The sequence below is a fragment of the Croceitalea marina genome, assembly GCF_042684265.1.
GTDB classification, from domain to species: Bacteria; Bacteroidota; Bacteroidia; order Flavobacteriales; family Flavobacteriaceae; genus Croceitalea; species Croceitalea marina.
Map to the genome: position 1 here is coordinate 1 of NZ_JBHULB010000079.1, position 12,495 is coordinate 12,495.

Consider the following 12,495-nt stretch of genomic DNA (forward strand, 5'->3'; position numbering starts at 1 on the left):
AACACTCAAATAGAATCGATCTTTTTAGTGGCTCACTTTCATCCGCCCCACTATGCTCACTTTGGTCCGCCGCGGGTGGCTCAGTTTAATCCGCCGCAGGTGGTATACTATGCCCGTTTTTTGCAGTTACGGCCATAAACAAACAACTTCCTATTTATATGGAGAGTGCAGAAACATTACATGGTATTTATCTGCCAGTTTGGTTTAAAAATGAAAATTTTAATAAACCAAAAAAATATTCGAGCTTAAAGGAATTGGTATCTAAAATAGAAAGTATCAAAGAGGTTGAGGGAGTATCTGTTTTTGGACTTGATGTTACAAAACCTGTCAGCCCTTCGAAAAACAAATAGATTACTATATTATTTGATGAAATTTAATCAATGATAGAATACCATATTGAAAATTATGTGAGACCATGGGAGCCTTATAAAGAGTCTCTTTCCGATAAGTTAAGAATAGGTCATCTAGTTTTGGATAGATGGGCTAAAAAAATTGTTCTAGTTGATATAAATATATTACTAGAAGTTTTGGAGAATGAAAGAACAAATTCTGGTTCAAAAAAAAGTAAATACTACCCAATTGCAATCACCAGAGAATGGCTTGAAGACGTATTTATGTTTGAATCTAAATATAATGCTCCACATTCAATGACGATATACACAAGTTTAAGGAATGGCTTCCAAGTTCATGAATACAGGGGAAATTTCTATGTAGCAATTAGAATAACGGAAAAAATTTCTGATTACGGAACCCTAAAAACCAAACCGAAAATATTATTTATTAATGAATTGATGGATTATCTTTTTTTATTAAAAAGGGATACATATGGGTTTATAGAAGAAGATTTATTGAAAATAAATTCAGCTATGAATATTGATTGGGAATCATACCTACAATAATCGTTTTATTTTAATGGTTTGAATAGATATTTTATTTAGTTCCTTTAACTTCAAAAACTTAAGATTATCTATAAATTTATTAAGCAAATTAAACGGCATCTAATCTAAAATATCCTCCCCTAATTATAAAAAATCATAAAGTTATGATGAGTTGTATAGAATTTGTTTGTTAGTGGACCACTAAAAATGGCTTAAATGAAGCTATTGAACCTTATTCTCAATAAAGATTTCTGAGCTAGTTACCCCAATAATTTCAGAGATTAGGGGTATATCTACTGTAATGGCGCAACAAATGAGTACGTTATATAGTTATGAAGTATTGTGATTTTTTTTAAATCTGCTTGCTACAAATTATTCATTTACTCTTTTTATTAACAGTTCGTTAGAAAATCCTGGAACACCATATACTGAAAAAGAATCCTTAAAGATTTCTCTAATTGGAAAAGTATATTTTCTTGTTTCACGTAAATAAAATGATAGAAAATATGTTCCTTCTGAGTATTCAACTATTATTTTGTTTACCAAAAACGATTTGTTCTTAATGTAGAGTATGTTATTATCATGAATTTCTTCACCAATTCTAACTTCTAGTGCAGGTTTGAAAAAGGGGAAAATATAGGTATTACTTGTTAAACTATTTATTAATTCACCTTTTGTTTGTGTCAACTTGATGAACTCAAGAGGATATTTCGCCGTATTTTCTTTTGTTGAACTTGAGTTAACATTCAACTTATTATTGTTTGCCAAAGTATACCTTAGTGTTAAGGTATCCTTATATAAAATTATTCTATCTTCTAATATAGCAGGACCCTTTTCAATTAGATTATTATAATCATAAATATAAATACTATCCATTTCAATCCTCATGATTTCCAAAACAGGTGTAAGCGATAAGGAAGGGTCACGAACGTGCATCCATCTTCCATCAATATTTTGGGAATACATTGATTTCATAAAAATTATAGAGCATAAACTTGCAAATAATTTTACTTTCATGAAGTATTTAAGATAATTGATTAATTCTGTAATCTTGATTGCCAATAACTGTAAAATCTTTATTATCCGGTATAAATTTTTTAAAAAAAGCATCACCTACAGTATTTTGAATATTGACTGAATGCGGAATAATTAGATTATCTAATATAGTTTGATCTACACTATATGGAAGAAAAATAGGATTAACAAGAAGTTTGTTTAATAAAAGTTCAATTTTTGCAAATACTTTATCAAGGTGGTGATATCCCGGGGATACGATTATTTTTTTTATAATTCGTAAAGAGGGGTCTAGTTCGAGAGGATGAATTTGTCTATTAGTTTCTTCCATTTCAATAATTTGAACAGAAATGACGTTCTCAATTAAACTGACATAAAAATGAATTTGTGTGGAAACAAATTTATCTGACTCGTTTTTATTGTTAAAATAAACCATCCCCCCATAATTAGGAATGGTTCCAAAAGTTAAATCAATTACTTCTTGCCCTAATTCCTTTTCTATAGTTTTAAGAATTCCTTTAACCCATATTTTTTGATAATTCTTTTGATTAATTAATTTATAATTAATCAAATCATCTAGATTTGAGTGACCCGCTTCAGTATTATCGTAATAATACTTCTTAATTAAACCTGCCAATTTGGGATAATTTAATTTTAAATTTTTAATATCCATATGAATTATTCTGTACAATGCTTAGCTCGACTATTTGGTATAGTTCCTGAACAGAAACGATTGATTACGGATGACCCTGGAGATAAGATTTTCAGATTTAAATTTAGATTGGCAATAAACAAGGCTTCGACACCTTTAACACCTGGATTTGAATTCCCAAGTTCAACCCTAGTAGAAAACAAGGCGGCTCTCCAAGCCAGATTGAATTTACCCGTTGCTTGAGCTTGTGTAACTAGACTTTTCTTACCATTGTACCATCTATATTTTGGTATAGTTACACACATATTTGGAAAGGTTATATTAAAATCGACAGCTCTTCCAAAAATGGCACTTTCACGATAAGATCCTATAATTCGAGCTCCAGTAATATTTGCTACGTTGGAAGCTCCGACACTTCTCCAATTATAGGAACCGCAAAGTAAATTTGTAGTACGTTGAGCATCATCAGGGAAAAGGTCAACTATATTTTCTGTGTACTCATCTAAAATTGATTTTTGAAGATTTTTAAAATATGTAAGTCTTTCATTTGCAATTGAAGGTCCATAAAAATTTAATAATAGATTTATTTGTTGATTTACCCATCCTTCCTTAAAGATTAAAGCATCTACAGGAAGAGGTTCTTGAAAATCTTTTGCTAAATCCTTTAAAATATCATCGTTCCAAAATTGAGGAATAACGACCTGTGGTATTCTTATTCCAAATGGTGAGCTCACGTTTGTTCTTGTGAAAGTCAATAGAGCTGTCATGTAAAAGACTCTTTGTCCAAGATTAAGTCTTTCATAATATTGTAAATGCGCATCAGTAAATCTTTTGAGAAAGAAATCTTCATTCATCGCTTTGACAAGAGCATCAGTTAAGAACTCAGCTTCAATTTTTTTAAAGTGCTTTTCACCAAAATCACTTATGGCATTGTTCCTTAAAGCATCAAGCTGACTAATACTTCTAATATCTCTATATTTCATTCCCTGAATACTATAATCTCTGTAGCCCATGGTAAAATCGCAAACTCCAGGAAAGTTTCGATTACATTCTAATTCAGATAGAAATTCTTTTCTAAAAGATTTTTCTAGATATAATTCATTTGAGTATTTGACTTTATCAACTTCTAAATTTACCCCTTCTCTAGATGTACTAGTTGCTATCCTGGATACATTTTCGTTTACCTTCGTTAGATTTTCTTCGTAGCTACGGAAAAATGCTTTTTGTGCATCTTTGAAGGTACTATAGTTTTTACCATATCGTTCACTAATTTCTTTTTTAAATGTATCTTCTTGATTCTTGTACCAATCATTTAATTTTTTTTGAGCTATACCTATAATTGCATTTTCAAGATCTAGTAATACCCCTATATCATCGAAATAAAGTTCAAAGTTAAATTCGCCACTCTCTGTACAACAGCTGTTGTCTATTGGCTCTCCAAAAGGATCTACTATAGGGACACCATTGCCGTCAATGTCTTCTATTCCAACGGGTTGGTCGAACCTTCTAAATTGTGCGTTCAATGTATTTATATGAAATAAGACCGAATAAAGAATAATAAGAATAGTTAGATATTTTTTCATAGTCTAGTTTTTTATAATGATTTTGTTTTCTGTATGTCCATTGGCTGTAACAGAAACTACGTACTGACCTTTCTCGCTAGGGGGATTGTTGATTTCAAGAGTGTGATTACCTGTTGTTTTCATTCCGTTGTAAAAAACCTTTTGGTAATTAGGAGTTCCATAGTGATTGAGAATTTCAACTTTAACCTTCGAGTCTTCAGGTAAATCAAAGTTTATCAGGAAATAATTTTCAAACCCGTTAGGATATAACCTTATAAAATCCGCAGCCTGCTCTTTAAAAGCACTTTGAGCATTATCCCAATCTTTATCCTTTTTCTTAAGTAAAATTATCATTGGCCTTCCCTTTTCGTTCCATAAAGGGATATAATTATTGACTCTACCTAATAAGTAATCATGACCATTTAAAGTTATTTTCCTAATCTCTAAGCTGTTTAATTGAACCTTGAGATGAGAAAAATTCTCATAATCAGTATACTTTTTTCTAATACTTAATGTTAATCTATTTAAGTCTAATAATCCAGAATTATAGGTTCCAGGCGCATATGCAATACTATCATTAATAATGGTTTTTACGTTTAGTCTGTTATTAATATTAGTTTCTTTTGTGAAACTAAATTCAACTGGATTTATTTTTATTATCTTTTCCTTGGACCAGTCCAATTCAATTAAATTTCCTTCCCATTCACCCTCAAGTTCGCTATGAATTGGTATGCGGTCATAATTTTTCAAATCATACATGCTTTGTATTTTTTTGTCTTTTATAAAAGCATTTAGATTTTTTGGAAGCTCTAACTCAGATTCTTTATTTTTCTCAAATTGTTTAACCAGAACTTGACTATTTAGTAATTGATTATTCTTCAAAAGTTGAATGGCCTTTTGCTTATTTACCTTTTCTCCAAAACCAAAAAAATACATTTTACCTAACCAATGCTGCGCCATCGGAGATTTACTTTTGTTGAACCATTTGTAGGCCTTTTTGTAATCTTGTTGTACATTACCCAGTCCCTTTAGATAATAATATCCAATCGCGTAGGCAGCATCTTTATTTCCTAGTTCAAAAGATTTCTTGAAAGATTTCAATGACTTTTTTAGATTTGCTTTCTTCCCAATACCTTTTTTTTGTAGTAGACCCAAATAGTAGTAGGCCATATCGTCTTCATTTTTAGAAAGCTCTAAAAGCTTATTATAGAACTCCTTAGATTTGCTTTTTTTTTGGTTTGCACCGTAGATATATGATTCTATGTTATTGTAAATTTCTGGAATTTTTTCCTTATTATTTTGTCCATGACAAAGATGAATTAAAGAGAATGTGATAACTAAAAAGAGTATTTTTTTTGTCATTGTTTATGCTTTTTTTTTATTTTGAAAATATAGGAGTTAAGTATTTTGGTAAAAGAGCTTTGGTTTATTTAAATATTTGATTTATAAATTTTTACAAAGTATAAATATCATAACTAAATTTGAACCAAAAGAAAGTTACAAAAGAATGAAGAAAAATTATAGATTAATTAAAAGAAAAATAGATTCGTGTAACTCCTGGATTTAGACTAGATAATTTTTTTTAACTTCAAAAACCCAAACCCATCTATAAATTTGTCAAACAGATTTAGCTTAACTTAATTCCAAATATCCCCTGATAACTATAAAAATTGTTAATATTATGACGAATTCAATACAGTTTGTATGTTATCGGGCCACTAAGAAGAGCCTGTATGAAGCTATTAGACCTTGTTCTCAACAAAGATTTTCAGAGTTAATTACCCCAATAATTTCTGATATTAGGGGTGTATCTACCGTAATGGCAAAACAAGTTAGTAGATTAAATAGTAATGAAGTTTTACATTTTATTGAATCCGTGGGGTTAGAATCGCATGATTTCGGTAAACTAATAATTTTTAAAGGACTACAAGTTTCTAAAAAAGAGATTACAGATAAAATACCTCATTTGAATTTTATTGACTTTGAAACTAAGCTTAACCCAATAATTGCAAGAAATAGAAGGGTGTCTTTTCATGAAGTTAAATGGGTTAGATATGTAGACTTGTCTGAACTGAGGAGTTTTTTGTTTGAAATAGGAGAAATTGTTGAAATAGATAGCGAAGAGGTACTCGTATTAAAATGATAATTTAATTAAATACTAAGACTTATTATTAGATTTGTATTGAACTATCAATTTTATTTCGTTTCAGAGAAATCTCAGTGAGCCCTTATAGGTTTGCTAGTTTATAACTGACAATGCTTCACCGTCGAAAGGCTCTTGACAAAATCCTTTGTAAGCATGTCAGTTTTTTTGTGCTATAATTTTGAGGTTTTTTTGTTTTCACCCTCCTCACCCTCCTCTTTAGGCCGAACCATCAATAAAATGAGCTATTTAGAAGAGTGAGTTAATTTTAGAATTGGATTTTTAACCCCTCCTGTTTAAAATCATCTCTCATTTTAAGGGTAGTTATGTAGGGTCAAAGGAGGGTTTCCAAATAACAACCCTCCTCTTGCCATCATCTTTAAATATTTAACCTGTGAGAATAAGAGGAGGGTAAGGAGGGTGAAATATAGATTTATTTATTTAATTATCATCGCTCACGATTAGAATCCAGCTTTTAGTGAACTTAAAATTCATTTATACCCCGAATTTAGGGGTCTAATCAAATCTAATACTGATTATATGTTTTTTTTACTAGGTACACTGTAGAGCCATTATTTCTTTTCTTTTCATAGTTTTCCCTTGAAAGGGCCTTGCCCATATTTACAGGCGTAATTCTTAACCTAGTTAAATTATTGTTCATTAAATAATTCACAATATCCGTTGAAGTCATATATTCAGCTTCTTCTCTATTTTTAGCATATTCAAAATACTTCAGAAGCATTTCATGTTCATCTGTAATGTTTTGGAATTTTTTATTTCGGAGCTCATTTTCAATTATATCTTTTCTTGTCATAGTTTCATCAAAACCGTTGTCTTGAGATAAGAAAAAGGCTTGGGACCATAGCATGTCCACATCAAAATCTTTCTTATATGTAAAATTTATCCTCTCTATAATAAAGCACAACCATCTCACACTTCCTGTTTCATCTTGCAGAAATGTAGATTGATTAGTGGAGCCGATGAATGATGCTACTCTTTGGAGTATAGAATTTTTTCTGTCATATGGTAGACGCTCATTGATTTGGTCTTTTGAAAGCTGTGACTTCAACTGATTAATGTCTTTTTTTGCTAAAGCCGCCAGCTCATCGAGATTTATTAATAGGTTTTTACAAAGTAATAATCTAGAGTCTTTGTCTGACCCTCCAACATCTTCAGCAATGTAAGCAGATAGTTTTTTAGGGCATAGATTTCTGCACCAGGTAGATTTACCAATGTTTTGGCCCTTTCCATCGTCAGATAAAATGAATGCTTGTTTATTGAAGTAACCGTCAATTAAGGCACATTTTACGGTTCTAACACACCATTTTTTAAAATTGAGCAAAAATTGCTTTTCATTTTCTTTTGGAGCAAGGGTAATATATTTGGCATACTGCTCAATATAATCTGTTTCGCCATCCCAATCAGGTAAGTTTTCAAAATATGACTTCAAAGGATTATAATATTTTACATAGTCACTTCTTAAAATTGCGGTAAGACTACCCATTGGAATTTGAATGCTATTTTTTCTTAATTCTACAAAAAGACTATTCTCATTGCATATCTCCCATTCGTCTTTATCCTTTAAAGAAATTTCAAGATTTAAAGAAATTTCATTGAACCTTAAATCATAAATACCATTTAGATATTCTTCCACCATGTGGAAAATGGTAGTACCTGTTTTTTTTTCTTTTTTAATAATGCTCACTACAAAAGTTTTTAAATTGATTTAGCATTCCATTTTTTACCTCCATAAAATCCCAAAACGTGCCAAATAATCTCTTCTTACTGGTTTCACTTTGTAATAAATGTTGAATTTTTAGGATCGCTAATTGTTGTTCGCTTTCAGAAAATTCTACTGGATGTTTAGTCTGGTTTAGGCTTGTATTTTCTATTGTGTTTAAGACTTGGTTCTGTTCAAATTGGTTCAATAAACTTGTTAAATCACTGATAGAGTTATCTATTGGCCTCGTCATTATACGATGCAGCTCTCTATGAGGAATAGGATTTATTATTGATGTCTTATAATGAATTAAGAGCTTTGATAATGTGTAAGTGTAAAGGTTGAACAGGGGCTTAGTTTTACTCAAAAAATTTGTTTCTAGAAACCTATGAAATTGTAGTATTTCTTGAAAGGCTAATTTGTCTTTCTCATTGACATAGATGATATTGCATTCGTAGAATCTCCATTCTAGTCTTTTAGTAGCTTCAGTTATACCCATAATCACCTAATTTTTTTGTTTAATTGATGGGTTAAACTGTCTTCTTAAATCTAGCTCAATTTTAAATTGATGCAATAAATATTTAAGTGATTTAGGACATCTGTATCGGAGACTTTCTTTTGCACTGTGATTATGCAATAAGTATATTTGCTTCATCATTTGATTATTTATTTCTTAACAGAATTAAAAAGGAGTAGCTCGAACTACTCCTTTTCTATTATTTTACAACAGATTGCTCTAAAATTGTCTCAATTTCTTCGTTTAAATAGAAAACCTTGTTTCCTATCTTTCTCTTTTTGAGAATCCCATTTTTATCCCATTCATTAAGGGTTACATATGAAATCTGAAGTTTATTGGAAGCTTCTTTTCTAGATATATATTTTTTTGATTTTACTTGATTTAAGCGTACTTCCAAAGAGGAAAGCCTTTCGTCTATAATCTTATCTATTTGTTGGATTAGTTGCTCGGGAGTAATATTGAAAACTTGAGTGGATGATTCCATTTCTTATGATTTTTATGTAAAGAAATAGTAATGCCCGTGATTCCTTTATATCATCTAATATGGGATTTATAAAGAATTAATATGGGATAGCTAAAACAACTATGATTTGGTATGTTTTGGAAAAAATTTAGAAATAGCCGGATCAAGTATTTCTTTTTGCCTTTCAATTGTTGCACTATCTGTAAAAACACTTCCTTGAGGTATTTTTGCATTATAGGTGTCGGTTAAGTTCAGATACCTTATGAAATCGGCTTTGGTAGTGGAGTAAATTATTGTACTGTAAGATGGTTTTCTAAGAATTTCATAGAGATATCCACAGCAGCCCTTAAAGATTTTATCAGTTAATATGATTTTATCATTTTTGATGATAATAGCTTGAGCCTTTAAAAGTATTTTGAAAAAAGTTTTTTCTCCATTTTCCAAAAAGACTGTAGAATTAATCTTGAATGGAGGTAGAATGCTATTTTCCTCTATCCCCGAAGTTTGGTTTGAATAAAAAGGATCTGTTAGAAATGAACTTAGGATATTGACCATTCTTGAAGATAAATCCATTTTAACCCAAGTTTTAACATCAACTAATATGTTTCCATAGGGGTGGGGAATGGTGCGTTTGAAAATTTTCGATTCTAATTTTGCAATAAATTTGTCATTTTCAAAAGTCAAGGTGTAAGGGACGTCCAATTTATTGTTAAATGTGATATTATAGTATTCACCTTCTTTTTTTCTAAAGCCATCATTATGGTACGCTAAATAGTGCGGCTTGTTTTGTATTCTAAAAATATAGTATTCTAATTTTGACTCCAGAAAATTATGATTCTTTGACTTGCTCATATTAGAAAGAAAAAGCTTATACTCTTGAAGTTTTTTCTCTAGCTTTTCGATTACAGTGATGATGACATATGCATAATTACTTAAGAAAGCTTCTTTTTTAAAACTATCTGTCCATTCATAATAACTCTCCTCTACAACCTTTAAAGCTCCAAGCTGAACTAATAATTCGGGGTCTTTTTTTCTTAATAATAGAAAGTTGCCTTTTAAATTTGGAATAGAGTTTTTGAAAAAATGGGAATATCCATATTTATCAAACAAATTATCAAACTCTTGATTTAAATCTGAAATTGACCTCTTGAATATGTTTTCGAGCACTTCCATTTTATAATTTTATCAACTACAGTTCTCTAATCTTTTTTATCCAAGTAGATAATCGAGAATATTATCATTTCCGTTTAGAAATTCTTTTTTTGTTAGCTTGTCATGTTCCTTTTTTAGCTCTAATAAGAGTTTCCTGTATTCATCATTTGAGAACACCCCTTCATCGTAAAGTTTAAGGGTAAGTTTAAGTTCTTGATTTATTCGTTTTTGTTCAGTCATAATCGGTTTAATTAAAAAATGGATGTTTTGCTATTTTTCTTAGCCGCTCAAGGTTACTTACCTTGATATATTTATAAAATGATTTCTCTGTTTTGTGTCCGGAAATAGCCATAATATCAAATGTAGCCATACCAGCTAGATAGGCATTGGTGCAAAAGCTTCTCCTTGCTGTGTGCGTAGTAATCATTTGATTTTTTGGCTTGGTTATCGAGACTAATTCACCTCCTTTAGTTTTCTTGATAGAAATGGGCTCAACTATCCCAGCAAGATTTCCAATATCCTTTAGTAGATTGTTTATGTTCTGTTCTGGCATTGAGTACGGGAGTTGTCCTTTTCTCTTTTTTAATATCTGTAACACCACTTTTTTTAAAGGTATAGCGACTAATTTTCCAGTTTTTTTCGATTTGATTTCTAAATACTTAAATCCATCACCATTTTTAATGTTATTGGCCGTTAGACGGTTAAAGTCTGAAACTCTTAACCCAGTGTTGGCTCCTATAATAAACAAGTCCCGAACATTGTCTAATCTACCCTCAAGTTTTATATTTTGGATTCTTTCAAGTTCTTCTTCATTTAAATATATACTGTCAATCTCTTCATTAATTTTTGCGAAGGACTTAGATTTAAAGTCTAATGAGTTATGAAATTTCTTTTCCCATGCATAATTCATTATGGTTTTAAGCATTTTAATGTGATTTGCTATATAGTTTCTAGAGAATCCTCGCTCATTTAAGAAATCAATAAAATCTGTATAAAAATTGAGATTAATCCTGTCGTAATTTACGGCGTATACTGTGTCATTAAATTGTTTAATTACACTAAAGGAAGTTCTGTAAGATTTAACGGTCCCTATAGCCAATGGTCTTTTTGTAGTTGGAAGTGGATTTACTGAGTAATATTCATAATACCATTCATAACACTCCAGAAGAGTTTTGTATGATGTCAGTGTTATCTTTTGTTTTTTCTTTTTAAGATAAAGGTCAAGTTCATTTCTTAATACCTGATTATTGATTTCTATTCTGGAGGCTATTAATTCATTGTATTTATTTTCAAAATGAATTTCCAACTTCTGTAATGCTTGATTTATTTTGCTGGCTAATGGTTCTGAAACAACAACTTTTAAGCGTTGCTTTCTCGAATCCCAATTTTGAGGGTTTTTAACTTTCCAGCCTGTTGAGTATCTAAGTTCTTTCTTTCTTCCATAGCTAAATATAAGATAGATAGGTGCAGCCTTATTGGAGCCAGGTCTTAATTTATATGATATTGTTGCCATAATTGTACGTTCAAATGTACGTACATTTACCTTATTTAGACTTATTTATCTTTATCTAAATTTATTAGAATAGCCTTTAAATGCTTTTATTTATAAAGTTTTAATTATTATAAGGGTTAATTAGATAACTTTAATAATATTCTAGTAGGCCAACAAAATAAGATACAATCCCGATTTCGAAAGAGGTCGGGATTTTTGTTTTTGAATCGCTGTTGGACGAGAAGTTTATCCTGAGCTTGTAGAAGGATTCCTAGTTGGTCAACACTATGTAAGGCAAAATCCTAACTTATACACCGATTTTTTTTGTTTTAAAGTTCCATTTTGCAAACTATTAGAATTCATTGTATATTTGCACCACTGAGCGGATATTAGGTATTCATGAGGGGACTTCGAGTCCCCTCTTTTAGTACTAAGATTTATGTTTAAGGACAAAGTAACGGAGCTTTTGAATAAAGCATTGGAAGAGAATAAGTCACTTTTTTTAATAGACTTCACTATAGATGGAGGTAATAAAATAAGGGTTATTCTAGATGGGGATGAGGGTGTAAGTCTTAGTGATTGTATGGCCGTTAGCAGGGCTATTGAGCATAATTTAGATCGAGAAGAAGAAGATTTTTCTTTGGAAGTGACTTCAGCAGGGGCGACATCGCCTTTAGTACTTCCTCGTCAGTATAAAAAAAATATAGGTAGAAAGTTAGAAGTTAAAACCTCTGAGGAAACTTTTGAAGGTAATTTAACCGCTACTTCTGAAGAGTCGATAACATTAGAGTGGAAGGCTCGAGAACCTAAACCGGTAGGTAAGGGTAAGCATACGGTTCAGAAGAAAGAAGAAATTGTTTTTTCTGATATAAAAGAGGCAAAAGTTGTATTAAAATTTTAAA

Annotated in this window: 14 protein-coding genes; 4 read left to right on the plus strand and 10 right to left on the minus strand. The window is 30.7% G+C overall.

The features are described from left to right. The first annotated feature begins 158 nt into the window (after positions 1-158). Together ACFSQJ_RS15920 and ACFSQJ_RS15925 are read left to right on the plus strand one after the other, a co-directional pair. Entirely contained in the window at positions 159-350 is a 192-nt protein-coding gene (locus ACFSQJ_RS15920) for a hypothetical protein (protein ID WP_377767952.1), read from the plus strand. Between the two features lie 30 nt (positions 351-380). Next, positions 381-899 carry a hypothetical protein gene (locus ACFSQJ_RS15925; RefSeq protein WP_377767953.1) on the plus strand — a complete coding sequence of 173 codons (519 nt, stop codon included), beginning with the start codon at positions 381-383 and terminating at the stop codon, positions 897-899. Between the two features lie 351 nt (positions 900-1,250). Here ACFSQJ_RS15925 and ACFSQJ_RS15930 read toward each other — a convergent pair whose 3' ends face one another. From ACFSQJ_RS15930 to ACFSQJ_RS15945, 4 genes are read right to left on the minus strand one after another with little or no spacing between them, the layout of a single operon-like run. Beyond that, on the minus strand, positions 1,251-1,844 hold the full coding sequence (locus ACFSQJ_RS15930) for a hypothetical protein (RefSeq protein ID WP_377767954.1): 594 nt from the start codon (positions 1,842-1,844) through the stop codon (positions 1,251-1,253). A 58-nt stretch (positions 1,845-1,902) separates the two neighbouring features. Then, complete coding sequence (locus tag ACFSQJ_RS15935; RefSeq protein ID WP_377767955.1) at positions 1,903-2,565, minus strand: hypothetical protein; 663 nt, start codon at positions 2,563-2,565, stop codon at positions 1,903-1,905. Positions 2,566-2,570: 5 nt separating this feature from the next. Next, on the minus strand, positions 2,571-4,127 hold the full coding sequence (locus tag ACFSQJ_RS15940) for a hypothetical protein (protein ID WP_377767956.1): 1,557 nt from the start codon (positions 4,125-4,127) through the stop codon (positions 2,571-2,573). Between the two features lie 3 nt (positions 4,128-4,130). Further along, positions 4,131-5,468 (minus strand): tetratricopeptide repeat protein, encoded by a 1,338-nt coding sequence (locus tag ACFSQJ_RS15945; RefSeq protein ID WP_377767957.1) that lies wholly within the window; start codon positions 5,466-5,468, stop codon positions 4,131-4,133. Positions 5,469-5,787: 319 nt separating this feature from the next. On the opposite strand from ACFSQJ_RS15945, the gene ACFSQJ_RS15950 reads away from it, so the two are divergent. Beyond that, entirely contained in the window at positions 5,788-6,249 is a 462-nt protein-coding gene (locus ACFSQJ_RS15950) for a hypothetical protein (protein WP_377767958.1), read from the plus strand. A 526-nt stretch (positions 6,250-6,775) separates the two neighbouring features. Here ACFSQJ_RS15950 and ACFSQJ_RS15955 read toward each other — a convergent pair. From ACFSQJ_RS15955 to ACFSQJ_RS15980, 6 genes are all read right to left on the minus strand, one after another. Next, positions 6,776-7,954, minus strand: coding sequence for a VapE domain-containing protein (locus ACFSQJ_RS15955; RefSeq protein ID WP_377767959.1), 1,179 nt, complete (start codon positions 7,952-7,954; stop codon positions 6,776-6,778). Beyond that, positions 7,941-8,468: a hypothetical protein gene (locus ACFSQJ_RS15960; RefSeq protein WP_377767960.1), complete on the minus strand. Its 528-nt coding sequence runs from the start codon at positions 8,466-8,468 to the stop codon at positions 7,941-7,943. Before ACFSQJ_RS15960 ends, ACFSQJ_RS15955 begins: the two co-directional genes overlap by 14 nt. A gap of 217 nt (positions 8,469-8,685) precedes the next feature. Further along, positions 8,686-8,970, minus strand: a complete 285-nt coding sequence (locus tag ACFSQJ_RS15965) for a hypothetical protein (protein WP_377767961.1) — start codon at positions 8,968-8,970, stop codon at positions 8,686-8,688. A 99-nt stretch (positions 8,971-9,069) separates the two neighbouring features. Then, positions 9,070-10,122 (minus strand): hypothetical protein, encoded by a 1,053-nt coding sequence (locus ACFSQJ_RS15970; RefSeq protein ID WP_377767962.1) that lies wholly within the window; start codon positions 10,120-10,122, stop codon positions 9,070-9,072. A gap of 36 nt (positions 10,123-10,158) precedes the next feature. Further along, positions 10,159-10,341 carry a hypothetical protein gene (locus ACFSQJ_RS15975; protein WP_377767963.1) on the minus strand — a complete coding sequence of 61 codons (183 nt, stop codon included), beginning with the start codon at positions 10,339-10,341 and terminating at the stop codon, positions 10,159-10,161. A gap of 7 nt (positions 10,342-10,348) precedes the next feature. After that, positions 10,349-11,614, minus strand: a complete 1,266-nt coding sequence (locus tag ACFSQJ_RS15980) for a tyrosine-type recombinase/integrase (RefSeq protein ID WP_377767964.1) — start codon at positions 11,612-11,614, stop codon at positions 10,349-10,351. A gap of 418 nt (positions 11,615-12,032) precedes the next feature. On the opposite strand from ACFSQJ_RS15980, the gene rimP reads away from it, so the two are divergent. After that, complete coding sequence (gene rimP, locus ACFSQJ_RS15985; RefSeq protein WP_377767965.1) at positions 12,033-12,494, plus strand: ribosome assembly cofactor RimP; 462 nt, start codon at positions 12,033-12,035, stop codon at positions 12,492-12,494. Position 12,495: the final 1 nt, after the last annotated feature.